The following is a 23743-nucleotide window of genomic DNA, read 5'->3' on the forward strand; positions in this document are numbered from 1 at the left end:
CTTTGCTAATTCTTGATAAACAACTCTAAATATACAGCCGTTAGAAACACATTAAGCAGCGACACCGGCAGCAGCACCTTCCAGCCAAGACCCATAAGCTGATCTACCCGTATGCGCGGCAGTGTAGCGCGAATCCAAAATAAGAAAAACACAATAAACGCAAACTTGAGCAAAAACCATATAATGCCCGGTACAAAATCAAGAAATGGCGCCGGTGCGTGCCAGCCGCCCAGAAACAATACGGTTGTTAACGCAGCAATGGCATAAACGTATACGTATTCCGAGAGCATAAAAAATGCAAACCGAAAGCCGCTATATTCAACATGATAACCTGCAACAAGCTCAGATTCCGCCTCCGGCAAATCGAAGGGCGTACGATTGAGCTCGGATACAGCTGCAATAATAAAGACAATGAAACCGATAATTTGAGGGATGAAGTTCCAATTCCAAAACCAGCCGCCATCCTGCGCCGCTACAATATCGCGCAGATTCAAGCTTCCGCTAAGTAAAATAACGCCTACTACCGAAATAACAAGCGGTACCTCATAGCTTATCATTTGTGCCGCCGAGCGCATACCCCCAAGGAGCGCATACTTATTATTGGAAGCCCATCCGCCAAGTACGATGGCAAGCGTAGAGATGCCTGACAGGGCTACATAATAGAGCAAACCGACATTCAGATCTGCGAAATATAAGTTTTGTGTATAGGGAAGTACAGCGAGTACGGAGAATGCCGGTATGTATGCTAGGGCAGGCGCAAGAATGAACAATGCCCTATCTGCCTTGCGCGGAATCGTGTCCTCTTTAATGAGCAGCTTAAAAATATCCGCTACCGTCTGCAGCAAGCCAAAGGGCCCTACGCGATTGGGACCGATGCGAAGCTGCATCCACCCGATTACTTTACGCTCGAAATAAATGGCGTACGTGACGAAACCAAGCACAATGAATAAAAATACGACAGCCCAAAGGAACAGCACAAGTGCATTTCCCCAAGTTAGCGATTGGTTAAGCCATGACTGCATTAGCAATCGACCTCCCCGACGACAATATCAATGCCGCCTAGTATCGTAATGAGGTTTGTCATCGTTTCGCCTACAAGCAGCTTCGGCAGTATTTGCAAATTAACGAATGACGGTCTTCTGAATTTGAGCCTATAGGGTTCTGCTTTCCCTTTGGATACGATATGGCAGCCAATTTCGCCGCGCGGCGATTCGATCCGCACATACACCTCGCCAGCAGGGGGCCTTATTGCGCGCGGAACCTTCCCCATCGTCTCCCCGCCAGAAGGGAATTGCTCCAGCGCCTGCTTCAAAATACGCAAGCTTTGGCGGATTTCTTCCAGCCGAATCCGATAGCGATCATAACAATCTCCCACTTTTCCAAGCGGCACATCAAATTCAAATTGGCTGTACAAGCTGTAGGGCTCCGCTTTTCGAATATCAAAGTCTACACCTGTACAACGCAAGTTGGCTCCAGATAAGCCATAATCAATCGCTGTTGCCGCATCATATTTCCCTATCCCTTTAATGCGGGCAAGGAAAATTTCGTTGCCGCTGACGAGTTTATCATACTCTTGCAGCTTATTCTCCATATAAGGAATAAAGTCGCGCACTTTGTCCAACCAACCCGGAGACGCATCCCACTTCACTCCGCCAACTCGCATGTAGTTGTAAGTTAATCTTGCGCCACACAGCTCATTAAATAAATCGATAATGATTTCCCGGTCACGGAATGCGTAAAGAAACGGGCTCATTGCCCCAATATCAAGCAGATAAGTTCCCCACCATACTAGATGGCTGGCTATACGCTGCAGTTCCATAACGAGAAGCCTGAGATACTCCGCCCGCTGCGGTACTTCAAGCCCCATCATCGTTTCCACTGCATGTACGAGAACATAATTATTAGTCATTGCAGAGACGTAATCCATTCGATCGGTGTAGGGGATGATTTGCGTGAAATTCAAGTTTTCTGCGATCTTCTCGGTGCCTCGGTGCAAATAACCCATGACAGGTGTCGCTTCGGTTATGACTTCACCATCGAGCTTAACGATAATCCGGAATACGCCATGTGTGCTTGGATGCTGAGGACCTACATTTAGTAGCAGTTCTTCTGTACGAATCAAGGGCTGCCTACACCTCCGAATCTATCGACTCATAATCTTTGCGCAGCGGATGGCCCACCCAATCATCAGGCATCATGATCCGCCGCATATCGGGGTGTCCAGGAAAATCAACTCCCAGTAAATCGTAAATTTCACGTTCATTCCAATTCGCTGTTGCCCAGACTGGTGTTGCCGAATAGACGGCTGACGCTTCCCGCTCTGTCTTTATCTTAATTCCGACCTCTCTTTTGGTTCCAAGCGAGATCATATGATATACCACTTCTATATGGGTCTCGTAATCGACACCTGACACATTACGCAAATAATTAAATTGAAGCTGCTCGTGCTCCTTAAGCAGCTTTGCAGCTTCCCGCCAGTGTTCATTGCGTAAGATAATCATCGGCATATCGCCGTTCAGTTCATTTACATAGGCGTCCTCAACCGATGCTTCTGCGACTTCCTGCTTCAGAAGCGCGACTATGGCATCAAGCTCAGGCTGCCTTGGCGAAGGTGCTTTCGGCTGCTCCGGCTCTGCTTCACTCGCTTCTGCTTCGGCCTTTGCTTTTGCTGCCGCTCTCGCTGCGCGTGCTTCCGCAGCTGCCTTCAGCTTGGCTTCCTTCTCCGGGTCTACGGGAGGCGTCTCTGCGACCGGTTTATCCTCTTCGCTCATCGACTGGTCACCCGCTTCCCAGTCTTCGCTTCATAGCGGATTTTCTCCTGCAGCTTATTAATGCCATAGATCAGCGCGGCCGGATTAGGCGGACAGCCCGGAATATACACATCAACAGGCACGATCTGATCGACGCCTTTGATGACTGAATAGGACTTAATATAAGGTCCGCCAGCCGTTGCGCAGGATCCCATTGCGATAACCCACTTCGGCTCTGGCATTTGATCGTAAAGCCTGCGTAAAAGGGGACCCATCTTCTTCGTCACTGTACCGGCCACAATCATCACGTCAGACTGTCGCGGCGAGGTACGGAACATCACTCCAAAACGATCCAGATCATAATGCGATGCGCCCGTTCCCATCATTTCAATCGCACAGCAAGCAAGACCAAATGTGAGCGGCCATAACGAGTTGCTTCTTGCCCAAGCCTTCAATTGCTCCAAGGTGCCCATAAATACGTTGCGTTCTAGCTCTTTGCGTTCCTCTAACGAAATTGATTCTAAACTGAATTCCATTTCAGCACCTTCTTTTTCCAGGCATATAGAAGACCAATAAGCAGCATTCCCGCAAAAATCAACATTTCGACTAGCACAAATAAGCCGAGCTTATTATATGCGACGGCCCAAGGATATAAGAAAACGGTTTCTACATCAAAGATGACAAACATTAGTGCAAACAAGTAATAGCGGATGTTAAAACGGACCTGTCCCTCACCTACCGGCTCATTTCCGCTTTCATAGGTGGTTTGTTTGAGCTCACTTGGCTTATTCGGCCTTAGCAGTCTTCCTACAGTTAATGCAACGACGGGAAGCATAATGCCAAGCACGATAAAAATAGCCACGACGACATAATTATTGGAGTAGTGTTCCACACGATCGCCTCCGTAAATTTGAGTAGGTAGCCGCTTGGTCAATTTTCCTCACAATTATAACAAATGCTTCCACTGCCGTCTATGATGGAGTTGTGCCTAGGGCAGGTTCCTTGTTCGTTATATCGGAATCCCCTTCTGCTGCTTCATTCCCTTTTTGCCTGCGGCTGCTGGACTTCTGCTCATCTTGAAACCGACCGTCGCTCGTATCCTTTTTCCCCCTAATAACAGCAACCATGAGCAGCAATAATGGTACAACACAACCATGCAGCAAGCTGTAAACCGTCCATACTCCTATGCCAAACTCATGCGCATGAGCCGCATTTCGATATACCATGAGCGAGATAGGCACAATGACAAAAGCATAGGGAATGACCAATGGTCGATAGGTAGAAAGCTTAAGCATTTGAGCCGTTAAGACCGTCAGTACATAAACGCAAAGCGCAAGCTTCATAAAGACCGTCCCAATCCAAACCATCGCAACTAATATTTCAACACGCACTAATATCTCTTCGATATTAATGTTTTTCGCCATATCATAGACGGCAAACGGACTTCTGCTCGCTTCTTGCACACCCATTACAGCAACCAGAAATATCGTAATCAGCGTACTTACAAACGCAATGGCAAAAACAGAGAGCTTCAGTTTTTTTCTTAATTTTTTACGATCCTCCTGACGCACAAGCGGGAAAATCGTCGTTATAAAAACGAATTCTGCAATAGGGAACCCGAGAATCGGATAGACCCCCTTAATCGGCCTTATCCAGCCGTCGTACAAGAATGGCTCAAAATTTTGAAAATTAAATTGATTGAACAAAGCAAGGAGAACAATCCCAATAACTAAGGCCGCCCATCCAAATAAAATCTCACCCGTTCTCGAAATCGTCTCAATGCCTAAAAGAACGCCATATACAACAACAATCATAAAGGTGAGGTTAATGAACCACTCTGGTGTCTCTGGCAATACGGATAAATTCAAAAAATCGGATATATTGCGCAGTACCAATGCGCTTAACAACAAAAAATAAAAAATATACAGTAAAGTTACTACCTTACCGAGCCAAACCCCCAGCAGTTTTTCTGAGTATTGCGCCAAAGTCAGCTTTGGAAAACGATCAGCAAGCGCTAGATAAATGAGCAGTATGAAATAATTAAACGGTCCTGCGAGCACCATTGAAATCCATCCATCCTGCTTGGCAATCGACGTCACCATTGTTGGCAATATGAGCGCTGCACTTCCTAGTGCAAATAAAAACAATATTTTGGCGCATTGCCCCGAAGTAATCTCGGCATTGTTTATTCCCGCAAATTTGCTCATTTATGTTATGCCCCCTGCTCGATCCACTTTAATATAGGTTTATATACGGGTGAGAATATAGCTGTAATCCAATCTGCCGGATTGGGTATCGGTAGATGCATATGCTTTGCTGCCATAATTCCAACCCCTATGATTAAAATGACCAAAGCCCAGCCACCTTCACGCTGACGGTTATTTTTGCTATTCCTTCTCCATATTGCCGTTCCAACCATAACGGAAGATAAGAGGAGGACAATGAGAGCCATCATGCTAATCACTCACTTCGATATAGATTCGCCTCGTACACCTGAGCCTGTTATTTGAGTCGTACAGATGACTTCGCTTTTCACTTGAGGGAAAATATCTTCCCAGTCCGCTTCGATTTTCCTCCAAATATTAGGTTTTTGAAAATAAACCTCTTTTCCCCACCCTAATACATCCGTGTGGAATTTCTTCTGTACGCTATTGATCGTGCCCGCTATCTCTTCCTCGATGGCTTTATCTGTCATTTTGCCGATCTTGATCAGTACACTTTCCTCCGTGATGTTGACGCCGTGGCACATGATTTCTTGAATTCCACCCCCTACACTAATATGGACCTGTATAACTGGATGACCATCCGGATCTTGTTTAACCTTATACACGGTCGCCGTATCCTGCACCTCAACAATGAGCTCCCCTTCTGACTCCGGGCATCCAAGTTTTACGACAGTGCTCTCCACTTTATTTTGAAGCCAAGATAGACCTCTTGAATCCTTGGACTTCAAATAACCAACAAGCTTGCCATCGCGAAAAACAGCCATAGTCGACAGCACTGGAATCGCTTTTGCAGGAATGCTGTTTAAATTGTCATTTGAATGTCCCACCTCCTCATTTCCCTCTATCAGAATAGAAGGCAATACAGCTTGCTGCTTCCCTCTTCCCAATAGTCTCGTTAAATCTTTGACTAATACGACATAACTCGACGCATACGCAGACTGATTGACTTCAACTATTTCCCGAAGCTGATTAACAGGAATTGATTCTGTTTGCGTCGTTAATCGAAGCAAACTCTCCGCTCTCATCCCTCGTGTAATAAGCACTGAAATATCAGTGCGTATATCTGGATTTCTCTCAATTAAATCAACTAAGGGATAGATGCCTTTTCTAGCCATACTCTCACTAATAATAAGCATTTGTGTGTGGGAGAAAAAAAGCCGTCTAGAAGTTTTTGTCGACATTTTTCGAATCGCCTCAAACAATGTATCCCCTTTTTCCGTAAACGTCGTCACCGCAGTGCCGCCAATGGCCCCTTTGGTTTCCGCTGCAACGTTTTGGGGCAATACGACCTGAACGGTCAACTGAAGCTTGTTTTTTCCTGTTGGGTCATCGTCAACTCCTATGGCGTATACGACGCCAAGCTTGTCCAAATAACGTAAATCCCAACAGCCGTTTAATACCGCCAGCATACATACTGTCCATACAAGAATGAGCTTCCGTCCTATTTTCCTGAATGAAAATATCCGTTTCCTTGCATTGACGCTGCCATCGCTCATTGCTGCGGCTCCTTCCTATGCTCCGTTTCAATGTCTTGTCTAACTCTATTACTCGAAGCAAGCTTCTCTGGCCGTTCCCGCATCATCCAAAGTGGCGCCCTAACCAGCGTATCCTTCATATCCTTAAAATACATCGGGGCGAATGGTTTGATATAGGGCATGCCAAACGATCTTAAATTGCTCAAATGCAGCAGAAGCAGCAGCACAACTAATCCAATTCCATAAAAACCGAGTGTCGACGCTGCTAGAAGCAGCAGAAAGCGCAGCAGCCTAGCCGCAATTCCAAGACTGTAGTTAGGAGATACGAAGCTGGCAATCGCTGTGAAGGAAACGACGATAACGACGGCTGGCGAGACGATTCCTGCCTCTACGACCGACTGTCCGATAACAAGACCTCCAACAATCGATATCGTGTTACCCGCAGCACTAGGCATTCGTACAACGGCTTCCCGTAATATTTCAAATACAAATTCCATAATAAAAGCTTCCAAATAGGCGGGAAAAGGCACGCCCTCCCGCTGTGCCGCAAGCTTTAGCAGCAGCTGAGTCGGTATCATTTCCTGATGATATCCAACGATCGCGACATAAATCGACGGCATAAGCAGTGCGATTAAAAAAGATACAAAACGAAGCAGCCGCAGAAATGTCGCGATATCAAACCGCTGATAATAATCTTCTGAAGCCTGAAAAAACATATTTAAAATCGTGGGTACGATCAGAACAAATGGCGTCCCATCAACAAAGATCGCTATTCGGCCTTCAAGTAAATTGCCCGCTACAGCATCCGGCCGCTCTACACTCATGATGGTAGGAAACGGCGACCACTTCTGATCCGTAATTAATTCCTCGATATAACCGGATTCAAGTATGCCGTCAATTTGTATTTCTTCCGAACGTTCTCTTAAATCCGTAAGCACATTCTCATCCGCTAAATCTTTGACATACATGATGCATACAGGAGTTTGTGAAATTTCTCCGATCGTCCATTGCTCCATCCACAGCTTCGGGCTTCGTATCTTCCTGCGAATCAGCGATGTATTTGTTCTAATCGACTCCGTAAACCCTTCCCTAGGACCACGTATGGCCATCTCGGTTTTCGGTTCTTCTACACTTCTTCTTGCTCCCCCTACTACATTGGTTCCTATTGCCTGAGTTGCACCCTCTATCATGATGACGCAATAGCCCATAAACAATTTTTGAAACAATAGCTTCCAATCGCATAAATCATTAATAATACCAGTTGAGAGCAAATTGTTTTTCATAAATGCAAGCAGCTCAGCAGGCTCTAAATTAGCCTCCTCCGGGTATTTGCCTCCATGCATCGGTTGAATGACAAAATGGTCAAGACGTTCATCGTCAATCATCCCTTGTACATAAACAATTAGCGCCTTCGTGTGGCCTCTATCCGTTAACGTCAGCTCACGATAAATAATATCCTGACTCTCACCCAGCTCACGCTTCATGGTCTCCATATTTTGCTCCAGAGAAGTGAAAAGGGCCTTCTCCGCAAAAGGCTGAAGCTGCTCCTTTTCATGCATCTCTGCTTTGGTTATACGCTTATCAGCCTTTTTGCCAGCGCTGCCATTGCCCTGCTTATAGGTTCGGAACATTTACCCATCTCCTTTCTGTTGCACAATCGGATTGATGCTTAGGATAACTCTTCCATGGCATAATTATGTATTGAGTCTTAGTTGATTAAAGAATGCATCGCATAAAAAAAAGAGCCGCAGCTCCGTTTTACACGGACTTCTGCAACCCTATCTCGTTCACTTATCTTATTCGTGATTCTGTCAGCTTAAACTGGCCAACAAGCTGTTGAAGCAGCGTCGTTATAGACTCCACACTCTGAGACGTTTGTCTCACATTCGTCATTTCGCCTATGAGCTCTTGCACTTTGCTCTCTACATCAGAAGAAATCTTCCGATTCTCTCTGCTTACCAGCGCGATTTTCTCCATCAGCTGCACGACCTCATCAACGACCTGCGTCTTGCGATGATCCTCGGCATGTGCGGAAGCAAGCGTACTGGCAGCGGCTGCTACAAGCTGATTGCCCTCCTCAACCACGCGAGTACCTTCATCCATAGAGGCGTACGCTTGTTTCGCTTCATCATAAATGTGACGAGTAATTTCATGCACTTCCTCGGTCGATTTTTTGGTCATATCGGCAAGCTTGCGAATTTCCGACGCCACAACGGCAAAACCTCTGCCTTGCTCACCAACCCTTGCTGCCTCGATTGATGCATTAAGCGCTAATAAATTCGTTTGTGCAGATATTTCTTCAATGACATGCAAGACCCCTTGTATTTCTTGCACCGTATCCATAAATTTATGGATTGTTCCGTTGGTTTCCCCTACCTTGGCAGAAATGTGGAGCATTTTGTCCCCGATGCGATCAACCTCGGCTTTGGCTACCTCAATCTGCCCAGCTGCCTGCTCTTCGATCTGTTTCAGCGTTGCCTGCATATCGCCTGCAGCATCCTTCGCCATATCAATATCCTTCAATTGCAATCTAATGCTTCCAATCATATCGGATACTTTTCCGCTGACTCGTTCCGTTGAAGCTGAAGTGACAGCCGCTGATTCGTTTAGGACATACTGGCTGGATAAAACATCAGAGGAGGCAAGCTTAACCTGCAGCATAATGCCTTCCAAGGAATCTATCATATTATTAATCCATTTTGCTAATTCTTTCGATTCATCATTATCAAAATGATTAAGCTGCAAGCGCTGTGTCAGATCGCCCTTTCCTTCTGCATTTATGCGAATAAAACGATTAATTTGGCGCAGATGCGATACGACACGCTTCGATTCCCTATTTTGAAAGGTAAAACTGAATAACAATCCAAATACAAGATTGAATAAACCTGCCGCTGTTGCAGTCACCCAGATTGGAGCATGAACGGCAATAAATAACATAAGCAATGCCGACAAAATACTAACACTCGTAATCGATATTAGCTGCTGCTTGCGTTGTCTCCAGCCTATACTGCGAATGCGGTATACTTCCTCCAAGTCACCCTCGCACATCATCCCCCATTTGTCCGGACAATGCGGCAGCTGAAAGGTCACTCCCTTGCCAATAACCGATATATGCCTATAATCCGAATAACCTGGATATTCAACGAATAGATTGCTGTCGCTTGCAATGGTATTCGCAACCCCAGGATGAAGCTGCCCAGTTGCCGGATCATTAAAAACAATTTCAAGCTCTGTATGCTCCTTGATCGAAACTTTGCCCCAATCAGTTGTTACGCCATCCTTAAGATTTTCACCATGTGTGAATGTTCGATCCTCGAACCTGCTTCGAGATAAAGCCGTCCCTGGCGCTATATGAGTATTCAGGCCTGCCTTCGCCATAAAGATATAATTATCACCCGAATCTGGATAGACGTGGCCCGATTCTCGCTGAATTAAATCTCCTAGTACATCATTCGGCACACGCGCGCATAACGTCCCTGCAAAGCTGCCATTTAACGTAATTGGAAGCATAAATAATAGAGTCATTTTGTCATGAAAAGAGGAAGAACGCGCTCCTAGCTTTAAAGTGAGAGAATCACTATAAGGCCCAAACAAGCATCGACGAGGGCTGCTCAACTGCTTAGTGTAGCTCAGTCCAAGCTGCAAGCTGCTATCTTCTTGATAGATTGTCCCAATATGCGGACTGTGTGTGGAGCTGATAACGGTTTGCTTCACATCGAGTAAAAACAGCTCGGTTATATCGATCGCTCGAGCATATGTTCTTTCAAATAATCGTTCTATTTGTGACTGTTCAGTAGAAGTAGAAAAATCCTTGTTTTGAGCGAGGAGCTCTGTCAGTTGGCCACCCAATTGATCGATGTAATTCCAATACTCCATTGCCCACGCAGTTAGCAATTCCTTACGTGTCTCCGCAATCCCCTCAAAGCTTTGCTCGACATCTGTTTTCATATCTTTATTCAATTGCCATGAAACCCAGAGCGGAAACCCTACTTTCATACCTAGCCAGTCAAACATATGATTCTCCCCCCGCTATTTTCATTGTCTATGATGTTAACTATATTAACATATATTAGGGAGAATTATATACAAATAATTAGTTTTTTTGTCGAAAATAAGCGTATTTCAGAATACATAACACCGAATAGGGGGTTAAACACGAATATTCGAATCAACCTGACATTGAAAATCAGCGCTGACTTTTATTCACACTATAATATGTTACATATTAGCTATCTTTACATCTAACCTCTCTTTTCCTATAAAAAAAAGCACCGCCAGCGCCTTAAAGGCGCTGACAGTGCTTTAGTGGTTGTTGCTTATTTGTGTTTAATATGCAGACGATTCATCGCACGCTGCAAAGCAAGCTCTGCACGGCGGAAATCAACTTGGTCTTGCTTCGCAGCAAGACGCTGCTGAGCACGCTGTTTAGCGGCTTCTGCACGTTCAACGTTAATATCAGTTGCAAGCTCAGCGCTCTCAGCAAGGATAACGATCTTATCCTTGCGTACTTCGATGAAGCCTCCATTAACTGCTACTACATCTACTTGATTACCGCGTTTAATAACGACAGGTGCAATACGAAGCGGTGTGACAAGTGGAATGTGATTTGGCAATATGCCAAGCTCACCTTCAACGCCTGTTACACTAACCATATTAGCAGTCTCTGCGTATACTTTACGCTCAGGTGTTACAATCTCTACTAAAAAAGAACTCATGTGGATTCCTCCCGCCTTTCGCTATTAAAGCGTTTTGGCTTTCTCCACGGCTTCTTCAATCACACCAACATATCGGAAAGCTTCTTCCGGAAGGTCGTCATGTTTGCCCTCGAGAATTTCTTTAAAGCTGCGAACCGATTCTTTTACAGGTACATATTTACCTTTAGTTCCTGTGAACGGCTCAGCAACGTGGAACGGTTGAGAAAGGAATAGTTGAATTTTACGTGCGCGAGACACGGTCAATTTATCTTCTTCACTTAGCTCATCCATACCAAGGATTGCGATAATATCTTGAAGCTCTTTGTAGCGCTGTAGAATTTTCTTAACGCCTTGAGCTACGTTATAGTGCTCTGCACCCAATACAGATGGGCTTAGGATACGTGAAGATGACGCGAGTGGATCAACCGCTGGGAAGATACCCATCTCGGAAATTTTACGCTCCAAGTTCGTTGTAGCATCCAAGTGGGCAAACGTCGTTGCTGGAGCTGGATCCGTATAGTCATCGGCAGGTACATAGATCGCTTGGATCGAAGTAACCGAACCTTTTTTCGTAGACGTAATACGCTCTTGCAATTGACCCATTTCAGTTGCCAATGTTGGCTGGTAACCTACCGCGGAAGGCATACGGCCTAGAAGGGCCGAAACCTCGGAGCCTGCTTGTGTGAAACGGAAGATGTTATCGACGAACAATAGTACGTCTTTTCCTTCTTCGTCACGGAAATACTCAGCCATTGTCAGACCAGTCAAAGCAACGCGTTGACGTGCGCCTGGCGGCTCATTCATTTGTCCGAATACCATCGCTGTTTTGCTTAGTACGCCGGAATCTTTCATCTCGTGGTAAAGGTCATTACCTTCACGAGTACGCTCACCAACACCCGCGAATACGGAGATACCGCCGTGCTCTTGTGCGATGTTGTTGATAAGCTCTTGAATTGTAACCGTTTTACCTACGCCCGCGCCGCCGAAGAGGCCGATTTTACCGCCTTTTGCGTATGGAGCGAGAAGATCGATTACTTTAATTCCTGTTTCAAGAATTTCCGCTTGCGTGGACAATTCGTCGAAAGCAGGTGCTGCGCGGTGAATCGGAAGGTTAACTACCGATGAAGCATCGCCAGCTTCGTCAATCGGTTGGCCTAGCACGTTAAATACGCGACCAAGCGTAGAAGCACCAACCGGAATAGTAATAGGTGCGCCTGTATCTACGGCAATCATACCGCGTACAAGACCGTCTGTCGTACTCATAGCTACGGCACGTACCTTATTGTCACCGAGGTGAACGGCTACTTCAAGCGTCAAGTTAATATCAATGCCGCCTGCTTCGCCCTTTTGCTCGATTTTGACAGCGTTCAAAATTTCCGGCAAATTGCCGCGTTCGAACTCTAAGTCTACGACCGGACCCATGACGGATACAACATGTCCTTTTTTCATGGTTTTCCCTCCTGGTTCCTTCTTGTAACTGCACGCCGGTCAGCTTATCGCAAGCGCCTGGCCCTTGCAGTGTATATATTAAGATTGAGCATTTGCCCCAGCAACGATCTCGGAAATTTCTTGTGTAATCGCTGCTTGACGCGCCCTATTGTAAGTGAGCGTCAATTGGTTGATGATTTTCGTCGCGTTTTTCGTGGCGCTTCCCATGGCAGTCATACGTGCCCCGAACTCACTTGCTTTTCCGTCTAGAACTGCGCTGTAAATGAGCGTTTCCGCATATTTAGGCAGCAGCACTTCAAGCACGCCCTCCGGTGATGGCTCGTATTCATACGATGTGACAGCTGTGTTCCCGCCTACTTCTGCAAGAGGCAGCAAACGTACGTCTGTCGGCACTTGAGTAATCGCATTTACGAATTCGTTATAGTACAAGTACAACTCATCATAAGCGCCTTCTGAGAACATATTAACGGCTGAATAAGCAACCGATTTAATGTCAGCGAATGTAGGAGCATCCGGCAAGCCGATAACTTCCTCAACGATTGTCATATTGCGGCGGCGGAAATAGTCGCGACCTTTCCGTCCGATAACGAACAATACATATTCATCCGTCGACTTATGATTCTCTCGAATCGTTTGCGTTACTTTACGAAGAATATTCGCATTGTAGCCGCCCGCTAGTCCACGGTCCGATGTAATAACGAGATAACCCGTTTTTTTCACTGGACGCTTCTCTAGCATCGGATGCTTCACATCTTTAGTGCCAGCTGCGATGCTTGCTACAACTTCCTTCAGCTTCTCAGCATATGGGCGTGATGCTTGCGCTGCTTCTTGTGCCTTTCTTAGGCGGGAAGCGGCAACCATCTCCATCGCTTTCGTAATCTGCTTCGTATTTTGTTTACTCTTGATTTCGCGTTTAATATCGCGCATACCTTTTGCCATTTGGTTTCACCCGCCTTTGTTGCTTTGGACCTGCTCCAAAGCCTGGTGTTGGTGGAGAAAGTTATCTAGGCCCGAACATTAAGAACGGGCTTCGATTTATATTGGATTATAAGAAGGTATAAGTTTCACCCGTATATGCTTAATTATGCCGATACAGAGAAGCTTTTCTTAAATTTATTGATAGCTTCAACGAGAGCTTTCTCGTTGTCAGCAACAAGATCCTTAGTATCGCGGATCGATTGGCCAATTTCAGGGCTGTTCGAATCGAGGTACGCGTGGAACTCTTCCTCAAAGCGAAGGATATCGCCAACTGGAATCTCATCCAAATGACCTTTAACAGCAGAGAAGATTGAGATAACTTGCTTCTCAACAGGCATCGGCTTGTTAACGTCTTGTTTAAGAATTTCCATCGTGCGCGCACCGCGGTTAAGGCGAGCTAACGTCGATTTGTCAAGGTCGGAACCGAACTGCGAGAACGCTTGAAGCTCACGGTAAGCCGCAAGATCCAGACGAAGCGTACCAGCAACCTTTTTCATTGCCTTGATTTGAGCGGAACCACCTACACGGGATACAGAGATACCAACGTTAACCGCTGGACGCTGACCGGAGTAGAACAGATCTGCTTCTAGGAAGATTTGACCGTCTGTAATCGAGATAACATTCGTAGGAATGTATGCCGATACGTCTGATGCTTGTGTCTCAATGAATGGCAATGCCGTCATTGAACCGCCGCCTCTAGCGTCGCTTAGTTTAGCCGCACGCTCTAGCAAACGGGAGTGAAGGTAGAATACATCACCTGGGTATGCTTCACGACCCGGTGGACGACGAAGCAATAGGGAAAGCTCACGGTAAGCAGCAGCTTGTTTCGATAGATCATCGTAGATAACAAGAACATGCTCGCCTTTGTACATGAAGTACTCGCCCATTGTACAACCAGCATAAGGAGCTAGGAAGAGCAATGGAGCCGGCTCAGATGCACCAGCAGTTACTACGATCGTGTATTCAAGAGCACCGTGGCGACGAAGTGTTTCCACTACGTTTGCAACAGTGGATTGTTTTTGACCAACAGCTACGTAAATACATTTTACGCCGTTGCCTTTTTGGTTGATGATTGCATCGATTGCAATGGATGTTTTACCCGTTTGACGGTCACCGATGATAAGCTCACGTTGTCCGCGGCCTACTGGTACCATTGCGTCGATAGCTTTCATACCTGTTTGCATAGGCTCATGAACCGATTTACGGTCAATTACGCCTGGTGCTGGAGATTCAATCGCACGGAATTGAGTCGTGTTGATTGGACCTTTACCATCAAGTGGCTGTCCAAGTGGATTTACTACGCGGCCAAGAAGCTCTTCGCCGACAGGTACTTCCATGATACGGCCTGTACGTTTAACTTGATCGCCTTCGCGAATATCCGTGTATGGTCCAAGGATAACGACACCGACGTTGCTTTCTTCGAGGTTCAAAGCCATACCGACTACACCGTTTGAGAATTCGAGCAATTCACCCTGCATCGCATTTTCCAAACCGTGTACGCGGGCGATACCGTCACCGACATTGATTACGGTGCCGACGTCTACGACTTGAATTTCGGATTTAAAATTTTCGATCTGTTGTTTAATCAGCGTGCTGATTTCATCAGGTCTGATACTCAATTCGTTCACCCCTATCTACAGTGCATTAGATTTTAAACGATTTTTGTAAACGTTCCAACTTGCCGGACAAGCTTCCATCATAAAGACGGTCGCCGATGCGCACTTGTACGCCACCTAGCAATGAAGGTTCTACTATTTGCTCAGCAATAATAGCTTTGCCAGTCAATTGTCCGAACTGCGCCGCTACGTTAGCAAGCTCAGCATCAGACAAAGCTTGTGCGGAATAAACCGTAGCATGTGCTTGACCGAGCGAATCTCCCGCAACCTTCGTATATGCTGCATAAACCTCAGCAATAATATCTTGGCGTCTGCGAGTAATAAGAATCTGTACAGTGTTGAATACCAGTGTAGATACTCGATCACCGAATGCTGCTTTAAGAACAGCAATCTTTTGTTCTGGAGCAATACTTGGAACAGACAGGAACTTTTCAATGTCAGCGTCCTGCTCAAGAGCTTGCACGATCAGCTTAAGCTGCTCCTGAACCTCTGAAACAACCTTTTGCTGCTGTGCAACCTCGAACAGTGCTTTAGCGTAGCGCTTCGCTACGACTGCATCGCGGCTCATTTATTTCCAACTTCTTTCAAATATTGACCAACAAGCTGTTCTTGTGATTTCTCATCCACTTGCTTCTCAATAATTTTCGATGCGATTTTTACGGAGATGCCGCCAACTTCAGTACGAAGCGCTGCAATTGCTTTGTTTTTCTCGCTTTCGATATCTTTGAGAGCATCGTCTTTCAGACGGGATGCTTCTGTTTTTGCTGTTTGAACGATCTCGTCTGCTTGCTTCGAGCTCGTTGTTCTGGATTGTTCAATAATTTCGTAAGCTTCTTTGCGAGCTTGTTGGAGTGCAGCCTTCTGCTCTTCCATTTGCTGCTCAGCTGCTTTACGACTGTTCTCAGCTGTATTCATTTGTTCAAGCACAAGCTGTCTGCGCTTCTCCATTACTTCGAATAATGGTCCAAATGCGTACTTACTGAGTAACCAGTACAAAACACCAAATGCAACCATTGCGATTACTGTTGATTCCCAATGCCATGACATAGATGCCGCTCCTTTCTCACCACAATATTGTCTTAATCATAACGAAGGCGAAGAGGGCTAAGGCCTTCCCCGCCAATTTCAGTTATTAAGCTTGGAAGAAAGCCAAGAAGCCGATAACTACGCCGATGATAGGCACAACTTCGACGATACCTACACCGATGAACATTGTTGTTTGCAATTTACCTTGAAGTTCAGGCTGACGAGCGATACCTTCAACTGTTTTACTAACGATCATACCGTTACCTACACCCGCGCCAACTGCACCCAAACCTACTGCCAAAGCTGCTGCTAATAATTCCATTTTTAAAATCCTCCTCGAAAATTGTTGTTTTTTTGTATAACCAACCTCAATGTTGAATTAAGGCATAAAGCGAAAATTAATGTGCTTCCTCTTCATCGTGAATGGCAGCTTGTGAAATATATACCATCGTAAGAATCGTGAACAAGAAAGCTTGAATACCGCCTACAAAAAGACTGAAGCCCTGCCATGCAACCAGGAACGGCGTACCAATCCAGCCCATCATCAGGATTGTTGCAATCAGTACTTCACCTGCGAAGATGTTAGCGAACAACCGAAGCGCAAGTGTTACTGGCTTAGCGATTGTCTCAATAAGGTTAACTGGGAAGAATATTGGGTATGGATGGAAATAATGTTTCAAGTAGTGCTTTCTATTCTGTTTCAGACCAAGGAAATGGACGATTACGAATACGATAAGCGCTAACCCTGCCGTTACTGAAATATCAGCAGTTGGCGATTTCCACCAAGCAAGTTCAATATGACCATGCTTCTCATCCAATAATTCCTGCGTAACACCGATATTTTCATTAACAGTAGTAGTTTCGGTTACGATACCGAAAGGCAAACCGAGCAGGTTGGAGATGAAAATGAACATAATCAGCGTCATTCCTAAAGAAATGAACGGTCTGACTCGTTTTGCAGGCATTGTGCTTGAAATAAAGTTTTGAACGAAATCAACGACCCATTCCAAAAAGTTCTGCATCTTCGAAGGGTTGTCCACCGAAAGGTTGCGAACAGCCAGCTTAGCGATCAAGAACGTCACAATGACTGAAACCACAAGTGCTACCAAGGTCGAAATGTCAATATTAAACGGCCCCAGTGGCATCACCGGAAATTCATGCATCTAAAATTTTCACCCCTTTCCGCTAAGATTGTCGTTTATTGTGAATATATGCTGCTACCAAAAGAATAAACGGCATGACCATACAGCCAGCTAACGCGGCCGGCATGCTGAGATCCTCCGGAAAACGATAGGCGATCATGGCAACCAGCAACACTGTTGCGATGCGGTTTCCTAGACCAAGACCTCTCTTGCGTGGTCCAACCCCCGCTGCTCCTAGGGTGACCATTTCTACTCTGCGTCTTAGTAAAAACGCATTCATGGAACTTGCTGCCAATCCCACAAGAAGACCGAGAGACACCGTACGCCAGTCCGGCAAGAAAGCCCATACAATTAGGCATACCGCCATTGCATAAATAAGCGTACGTAATGCTGTCTTCATTATTTTATCCATCGGCGTCCTCCATAACCTTCTTAACAAGCAGAATGGCTGAGAGTAGTCCGACAGCCAGACCGACCAGTATGCCACCGAGCGTCCATCCCTTCGCGTCCCCAAAACGGTTCCCGAGAGAAGAGCCGATCCAATAGCCTAAAAAGATACATACAGCGACTTGCAATCCGAGTGCGCCGACTAGTCCGGCTGCGAGCAGTGGATTGTCCCTTCTGTCCTTTTTATTCATGGTTCATACCCCTGTCAATCCTCATTTATTTTATCCAAGCCACAACACGTTTGTCAATTGAAATCACTGCAAACTTTTGGTGAATTGATCGACCAAAACCCTTGATACATAAGGTGTTGTGCGTCCCGGAAACCGTACAGTACTACTGTATGCTGTACATTCGCCTCTCAGCTCATCACTCCTGTGTAATCTATGAACGTTCTGTGAACGAAACAGGACGATCCTTTAGTCTGCCAAAATGATGCAAGATCGCATCTACAATACGCTCGGAAGCGGTGCCATCCCCATAAGGGTTAGCAGCTTGACTCATGCGAGAATACAGCTGAGAATCGGTTAGCAGTGCATGAGCTCTGCTATACACCAGCTCCTCATTTGTACCTACCAACTCTAGCGTTCCTGCTTCGATGCCCTCTGGACGCTCTGTCGTATCGCGAAGCACGAGAGTCGGCACGCCAAACGATGGAGCCTCTTCTTGCAAACCGCCGGAATCCGTCATAATCATAAAAGCATGCGGGTAGAAGTTGTGGAACTCGAATACATCCAGCGGATCAATCAAGCGAATACGCGGATGATCGCCCAAAATTTCATTCGCAGGCTCTCTAACCGCTGGATTCGGATGTACCGCATACACGACTACTACATCTTCGTGCTCGTCGGCGATTCGTTTCACCGCTCTGAAAATATTGCGATGCGGTTCTCCTAACGCTTCACGACGATGTGCTGTCATGAGAATCATCCGTTTCCCTTTAGCCCAGTCGATGACCGGATGCGAGAAAGACTCATCCACCGTATATTGGAATACATCAGTAGCGGTGTTCCCAGTCACATAAATGGCAGCATCCGACTTGTTCTCTTTGCGTAAATTGTTCGCCGACCATTCTGTCGGAGCAAAATGCACATCTGAGAGCACGCCGGCAAGCTGCCGATTCATTTCTTCCGGATACGGAGAAAGCTTATTCCAAGTACGAAGCCCCGCCTCAACGTGGCCAACTTTTATTTGCTTAAGAAACGCTGCATAGCTTGCTAGAAACGTTGTCTGTGTATCGCCATGAACAAGCACGATATCAGGCTTCGCTTGCGTTAGAACAGGATCAAGCCCTTCTAGCACGCGAACAGTCGTCTCCGTTAACGTTTGACGATCCTTCATCACATTCAAATCGTAATTTGGATGAATTTCAAAAAAATCGAGTACCTGATCAAGCATCTGGCGATGCTGCGCAGTTACACAAACGATCGATTCGATTTCATCCTCTCGCTTCTGGAGCTCGAGTACGAGCGGCGCCATCTTGACTGCCTCCGGACGTGTTCCAAAAATAGTCATTACCTTCAGTTTAGACAAAAGATTCCACTCCTATTATCATTTCATACGACACTGTGCTAATTTGTTCCGAACATGCGGTCTCCAGCATCGCCTAGACCAGGGATGATGTAGCCTCTTTCATCCAGACGCTCATCGAGTGCGGCGATATAAATATCGACATCAGGATGCGCTTCTTGAACAGCCTTCACGCCCTCCGGAGCAGCAATAAGACACATTAATTTAATTTGATCGCAATTATGATTTTTCAGTGAATTGATCGCTGCGATAGCAGAGCCGCCCGTAGCAAGCATCGGATCGATAACAATAAGCAGACGATTCGGTGCATCTGTAGGCAAATTAATGTAATACTCTTTAGGCTGGAGCGTTTCATGATCTCTCGCTAGACCGATATGCCCTACCTTTGCCGATGGAATCAGCTTCAATATACCGTCAACCATCCCAAGACCAGCGCGCAAAATAGGCACAAGCCCAAGCATTCTTCCGGATACAACCTTCGAATCCGTCTCGGCTACAGGCGTCTGCACCTTAATCGTATCAAGCGGTATTTCTCTCGTAATTTCGTAAGACATCAATGTTGCAACTTCATCAACCAATTCCCGAAAATCTTTTGTATTCGTTTCTTTATTCCGAATAAAAGTCAGCTTATGCTGAATTAACGGATGGTCGCAAATAATTACTTTGCTCATGGAGCGGTATTCCTCCCGTTTGTTGTTGTTATTGTATAGTAGTCTTCACACAATCCCGTATATTATAGCATTGTAAACAAGCCCTTGCATCTCGAGTTTTGTGTTTTCGCAAATAAAGGCCAGTGATTCCAAAAATAGGAGTCACAGGCCGCTGTAAGTATATTCCTTTTAACTGCTGCAGCCTCCGCCGCCGCAGGATGATCCGCCGCCGTCTCCACCGCTCCCGCAGGAGGAATCCCCGCCTGATCCGCTATCTCCGCCGTCACTTGCACACGAATGGTCATCTCTTCCATCATCGGATGAGCCGCTGCAAGCATAAGTGGAATCGCCGCTTCCATTCGCTTTACGTTCCTCTTCATTTTGAGCTTGATCCATCTGCTGGGCAAAATCATTCGGGTGTGATATTGAATTATAAATGAGAAGGCTTGACAATAGGCCGGTTGCTCCTAAAACAGGATCATACCCATAGCTGCTCGCGGAGCTAGGCTCTTTCCCGTAAGGCGCTTTGCCCTTTCCAGCAGCCAAAAGCTGCGATTTGGCTCTATCTATCATGTAGTTAGCTGTCGCTTTCAAATCATAATGTCTCTCTGTCGTACTCACGTTAAACCATTGCTTGCGCAGCTCTTCTGTACTCCAGCCAGCAAGCTCCTCCAGCCGTTGCTCCGACATTTGCGTTCGGTAAAAAGCTCCCCATATTCTGCCGCTAACCGGCGCCTGTCCAAACAGCTCGCCATAAGCCCAGTCGAACATGGCTCTTTCTCCCGGGAGCGGCTGCGCACCTGGCGCATGAGGCGCATGATGAATCATTGCACCTGAGAATTTCATGCAAAATTGTTCATACTCCCTCGTGAACATAAGCATTTCATGCCATACCGCATCAACCTGCTTGCTATACATAGGAACACTGCGCATGATGCCGCACATAAGAAAATATCGCTTCAACTCAAACCAGGTCCAATTCCATTCTTTATCTGATATTTTGGGGAATTCCTTTAATACCCTGTCCTTCACTCGGCTCTCAAAATCGATACCTAGCGCCGACTCCAAGCGTTCCGCCGCGGTTCTCGCAGGGTGCCCATACGGCACGCCAAGTGCAGTCGGCAGCTCGGCATTTGGCCAAGGTGTAAACGCATTGGTACGACCAGCATATTCTCTGCCTCTGCCGCCTGATTGTGCGATAAATTTTGAGGATTTCGAAATTGCAAATACGACGATGATAATCAGTACTATCACAAATATAATTGGAATAATCACTAAACTCCCCATCTCTTCCTCCCACGTCGGTTCGTCTTACCCATATATTAACACATCTCCTAATCGCACGGGTCATCAGGATAATGAAGGTCACACATAAAATCGAGGCTCTCTTCTGAATAGAAGCCTTTATACAGCGCTGTATTGCCCTGTATGTCTGCTTCATCATACGGGAGAGCTTCCCCTCTGTTAACCCCGCAGTGTCCAGTACAATCGCTCTACGAACCTGCTCCTTGCACTTGTATACTCCGAAGCCGCTCTCTTCAAACTTATATAGTGAGCCTTGAATTCAACATGTAAACTTCTATCCACAATCAGTATAAAAATAATTATTTATTTATTGAAAAAACGCTTGAATGATAAACTATCCACATTTTTGATATAAGTTATCCACAATTGTCCACATATTATCAACATTTTTGTGCACAACCTACTAAAAACAAAAAAAGATGAAGCAGGAATCATCCTTGCTCCATCTTTTTTCAAAAACTTATTCACAACTAGCTTTATGCTAGATAATTGATAATGATTAAACTGACGCGTAGTGACAAGCAGCAAAATGCCCTTTTCTCACTTCAAGCAGAGCTGGCTCATCCACCTTGCATTTGTTTGTCGCAATCGGACAACGCGTATGGAACTGGCAGCCTGTAGGCGGATTGATTGGGCTAGGCAAATCGCCAGTCAATACAATACGCTCACGAGTCGCTTCAATTTCCGGGTCTGGAATCGGAATAGCCGAAAGCAGAGCCCTAGTATAAGGGTGAGCAGGGCTCGCATACAGCTCGCTGCTCTCTGCAAGCTCTACGATTTTACCAAGATACATAACCGCTACACGATCGCTTATATGCTTAACCATGGACAAATCATGCGCGATAAACAAGTAAGTTAAACCCATCTTGCGCTGCAGATCCATCATCAAGTTAACAACTTGCGCTTGGATAGATACGTCGAGCGCTGAGATCGGCTCATCTGCAATGATGAAGCGCGGATCAACGGCAAGCGCGCGTGCAATACCAATACGCTGTCTTTGACCGCCAGAGAATTCATGCGGATACCTTGTAGCGTGGTCTGGATTAAGACCTACGACATCCAGCAGGTTCTCAACTCTGTGCTTGCGCTCTTTCTTGCTTGCAACAAGCTTGTGAATATCAAGCGCTTCTCCGATGATGTCCATAACCGTCATACGCGGGTTTAATGATGCGTAAGGATCTTGGAATATCATTTGCATATCACGGCGAAGCTCTTTTAGCTTAGGGCCCTTCAACTTATAAATATCTTGCCCGTCGAAGTTAACACCGCCGCTAGTTGGTTCATACAGCCGCATAATAGTACGACCAGCTGTTGATTTTCCGCAGCCGGACTCACCAACTACGCCGACCGTTTCTCCTTTTTTGATGGAGAAAGATATATCATTAACAGCGTGGAGCGTCGCTCCTCCGCCTAAATTAAACGATTTACGCAAATTATTAATTTCAATTAATGGCGCACTCATACTGACACCTCCCGATTTGCATAAGGATGTGCTAGCCAGCATGCCGACTCATGATTCTCATTGCCATCCACTGGGAGCAATTCGGGATCATTGTCCACGCAAACCCGCATGGCTTCATCACAGCGAGCACAGAAGCTGCAGCCCGTCGGCGGCTTAATCAAATCCGGCGGCATACCGTAAATCGGTACCAACGGCTCTTCCTTCTTCTGGTCAAGACGAGGAAGGGAGCGCAGCAAACCTCTTGTATAAGGATGCTTAGGGTTTTTGAAAATCTCCCATTTCGTACCGGTTTCCACAACCTTGCCTGCATACATAACGATAACGCGATCACACATATCTGCTACAACGCCTAAATCATGCGTAATAAGAATAATAGAAGTGCCAAGCTTTTGCTGCAAGTCCTTCATGACTCGCATAATTTGCGCTTGAATTGTAACGTCTAGTGCCGTTGTTGGCTCATCCGCAATAAGAAGCGATGGGTTGCATGCAAGCGCGATAGCAATCATTGCCCGTTGACGCATGCCTCCAGAGAACTGATGCGGATACTGATTAACTCGCGAAGCAGGGTTCGGAATACCTACAAGATCAAGCATCTCAACCGCGCGCGCAGTCGCTTTTGCACCGCTTATTCCTTGATGCTTAATTAGTCCCTCTGTAATTTGACGGCCAATCGTTAGCGTAGGGTTAAGAGAGGTCATTGGATCCTGAAAGATCATCCCCATCTCTTTACCACGAATGTCCTCCATTTGATTATTGGACATTTTCAAAATTTCTTGGCCTTTAAACATAATCGATCCTTTAGTATCGGCCGGAGGCGATGGAATCAAACGCATGAGCGATTGTGCAGTTACACTTTTGCCGCAACCGGACTCCCCAACGATGGCTACTGCCTCGCCTTTGTTGACGTGAAAATTCACACCGCGAACCGCTTTAACGATACCGCCTCGAACTTTGAAATTAACACGAAGGTCTTTTACTTCAAGTAATTTCTCCATCA

The 23743-nt window shown here is 46.0% G+C and carries 25 protein-coding genes; all 25 read right to left on the reverse strand.

Translation table 11 applies throughout. The features are described from left to right. Window positions 1–5: 5 nt before the first annotated feature. Window positions 6–1022 carry an NADH-quinone oxidoreductase subunit NuoH gene (gene nuoH, locus AC0VYE_RS32135; RefSeq protein ID WP_441874694.1) on the reverse strand — a complete coding sequence of 339 codons (1017 nt, stop codon included), beginning with the start codon at window positions 1020–1022 and terminating at the stop codon, window positions 6–8. After that, entirely contained in the window at window positions 1022–2122 is a 1101-nt protein-coding gene (locus AC0VYE_RS32140; RefSeq protein ID WP_475444858.1) for an NADH-quinone oxidoreductase subunit D, read from the reverse strand. The genes nuoH and AC0VYE_RS32140 overlap by 1 nt, the downstream gene beginning before the upstream one ends. Window positions 2123–2129: 7 nt before the next feature. Beyond that, window positions 2130–2771, reverse strand: coding sequence for an NADH-quinone oxidoreductase subunit C (locus AC0VYE_RS32145; protein WP_475444860.1), 642 nt, complete (start codon window positions 2769–2771; stop codon window positions 2130–2132). Then, the gene (locus AC0VYE_RS32150; RefSeq protein WP_076266244.1) at window positions 2768–3286 is read right to left on the reverse strand and encodes a NuoB/complex I 20 kDa subunit family protein; all 519 of its coding nucleotides are present in this window, start codon (window positions 3284–3286) and stop codon (window positions 2768–2770) included. The genes AC0VYE_RS32145 and AC0VYE_RS32150 overlap by 4 nt, the downstream gene beginning before the upstream one ends. Then, on the reverse strand, window positions 3271–3585 hold the full coding sequence (locus tag AC0VYE_RS32155; protein WP_256710814.1) for an NADH-quinone oxidoreductase subunit A: 315 nt from the start codon (window positions 3583–3585) through the stop codon (window positions 3271–3273). Before AC0VYE_RS32155 ends, AC0VYE_RS32150 begins: the two co-directional genes overlap by 16 nt. Window positions 3586–3721: 136 nt before the next feature. After that, window positions 3722–4957, reverse strand: coding sequence for a GerAB/ArcD/ProY family transporter (locus AC0VYE_RS32160; RefSeq protein WP_076266246.1), 1236 nt, complete (start codon window positions 4955–4957; stop codon window positions 3722–3724). A 5-nt stretch (window positions 4958–4962) separates the two neighbouring features. Continuing rightward, window positions 4963–5205: a hypothetical protein gene (locus AC0VYE_RS32165; RefSeq protein WP_076266247.1), complete on the reverse strand. Its 243-nt coding sequence runs from the start codon at window positions 5203–5205 to the stop codon at window positions 4963–4965. A 9-nt stretch (window positions 5206–5214) separates the two neighbouring features. Continuing rightward, window positions 5215–6471 (reverse strand): Ger(x)C family spore germination protein, encoded by a 1257-nt coding sequence (locus AC0VYE_RS32170; RefSeq protein ID WP_475444862.1) that lies wholly within the window; start codon window positions 6469–6471, stop codon window positions 5215–5217. Beyond that, the gene (locus AC0VYE_RS32175; protein ID WP_475444864.1) at window positions 6468–8081 is read right to left on the reverse strand and encodes a spore germination protein; all 1614 of its coding nucleotides are present in this window, start codon (window positions 8079–8081) and stop codon (window positions 6468–6470) included. The genes AC0VYE_RS32170 and AC0VYE_RS32175 overlap by 4 nt, the downstream gene beginning before the upstream one ends. A gap of 160 nt (window positions 8082–8241) precedes the next feature. After that, window positions 8242–10464, reverse strand: a complete 2223-nt coding sequence (locus AC0VYE_RS32180; RefSeq protein ID WP_475444866.1) for a methyl-accepting chemotaxis protein — start codon at window positions 10462–10464, stop codon at window positions 8242–8244. Window positions 10465–10766: 302 nt separating this feature from the next. Beyond that, complete coding sequence (locus tag AC0VYE_RS32185; protein ID WP_076266251.1) at window positions 10767–11165, reverse strand: F0F1 ATP synthase subunit epsilon; 399 nt, start codon at window positions 11163–11165, stop codon at window positions 10767–10769. A 24-nt stretch (window positions 11166–11189) separates the two neighbouring features. Continuing rightward, complete coding sequence (atpD, locus tag AC0VYE_RS32190; RefSeq protein WP_076266252.1) at window positions 11190–12593, reverse strand: F0F1 ATP synthase subunit beta; 1404 nt, start codon at window positions 12591–12593, stop codon at window positions 11190–11192. Window positions 12594–12671: 78 nt separating this feature from the next. Further along, a complete protein-coding gene (gene atpG, locus AC0VYE_RS32195) occupies window positions 12672–13532 on the reverse strand; it encodes an ATP synthase F1 subunit gamma (protein ID WP_054025458.1) in 861 nt (286 codons plus the stop codon). Between the two features lie 143 nt (window positions 13533–13675). Then, window positions 13676–15190 (reverse strand): F0F1 ATP synthase subunit alpha, encoded by a 1515-nt coding sequence (atpA, locus tag AC0VYE_RS32200; protein WP_076266254.1) that lies wholly within the window; start codon window positions 15188–15190, stop codon window positions 13676–13678. 25 nt (window positions 15191–15215) lie between these two features. Continuing rightward, entirely contained in the window at window positions 15216–15755 is a 540-nt protein-coding gene (locus AC0VYE_RS32205) for a F0F1 ATP synthase subunit delta (RefSeq protein ID WP_475444869.1), read from the reverse strand. Continuing rightward, window positions 15752–16234 carry a F0F1 ATP synthase subunit B gene (gene atpF, locus AC0VYE_RS32210; RefSeq protein ID WP_076266256.1) on the reverse strand — a complete coding sequence of 161 codons (483 nt, stop codon included), beginning with the start codon at window positions 16232–16234 and terminating at the stop codon, window positions 15752–15754. Before atpF ends, AC0VYE_RS32205 begins: the two co-directional genes overlap by 4 nt. An 85-nt stretch (window positions 16235–16319) precedes the next feature. Continuing rightward, window positions 16320–16535 (reverse strand): F0F1 ATP synthase subunit C, encoded by a 216-nt coding sequence (gene atpE, locus AC0VYE_RS32215; protein WP_053373757.1) that lies wholly within the window; start codon window positions 16533–16535, stop codon window positions 16320–16322. Window positions 16536–16611: 76 nt separating this feature from the next. Then, the gene (atpB, locus tag AC0VYE_RS32220; protein WP_076266257.1) at window positions 16612–17376 is read right to left on the reverse strand and encodes a F0F1 ATP synthase subunit A; all 765 of its coding nucleotides are present in this window, start codon (window positions 17374–17376) and stop codon (window positions 16612–16614) included. Between the two features lie 22 nt (window positions 17377–17398). After that, window positions 17399–17767: an ATP synthase subunit I gene (locus tag AC0VYE_RS32225; protein ID WP_076266258.1), complete on the reverse strand. Its 369-nt coding sequence runs from the start codon at window positions 17765–17767 to the stop codon at window positions 17399–17401. After that, window positions 17760–17993, reverse strand: a complete 234-nt coding sequence (locus AC0VYE_RS32230; RefSeq protein ID WP_076266259.1) for an AtpZ/AtpI family protein — start codon at window positions 17991–17993, stop codon at window positions 17760–17762. Before AC0VYE_RS32230 ends, AC0VYE_RS32225 begins: the two co-directional genes overlap by 8 nt. A gap of 190 nt (window positions 17994–18183) precedes the next feature. Next, window positions 18184–19332, reverse strand: a complete 1149-nt coding sequence (gene wecB, locus AC0VYE_RS32235) for a non-hydrolyzing UDP-N-acetylglucosamine 2-epimerase (protein WP_054025466.1) — start codon at window positions 19330–19332, stop codon at window positions 18184–18186. Window positions 19333–19370: 38 nt separating this feature from the next. Then, window positions 19371–20000, reverse strand: coding sequence for a uracil phosphoribosyltransferase (upp, locus tag AC0VYE_RS32240; RefSeq protein ID WP_076266260.1), 630 nt, complete (start codon window positions 19998–20000; stop codon window positions 19371–19373). A 168-nt stretch (window positions 20001–20168) separates the two neighbouring features. After that, window positions 20169–21266, reverse strand: coding sequence for a glycine-rich domain-containing protein (locus AC0VYE_RS32245; RefSeq protein WP_475444874.1), 1098 nt, complete (start codon window positions 21264–21266; stop codon window positions 20169–20171). A 517-nt stretch (window positions 21267–21783) separates the two neighbouring features. Then, entirely contained in the window at window positions 21784–22746 is a 963-nt protein-coding gene (locus AC0VYE_RS32250) for an ABC transporter ATP-binding protein (protein WP_076266262.1), read from the reverse strand. Then, window positions 22743–23741: an ABC transporter ATP-binding protein gene (locus AC0VYE_RS32255; protein WP_076266263.1), complete on the reverse strand. Its 999-nt coding sequence runs from the start codon at window positions 23739–23741 to the stop codon at window positions 22743–22745. The genes AC0VYE_RS32250 and AC0VYE_RS32255 overlap by 4 nt, the downstream gene beginning before the upstream one ends. Window positions 23742–23743 lie beyond the last annotated feature (2 nt).

The sequence above is a fragment of the Pristimantibacillus sp. Z349TD_6 genome (genome assembly GCF_056173205.1).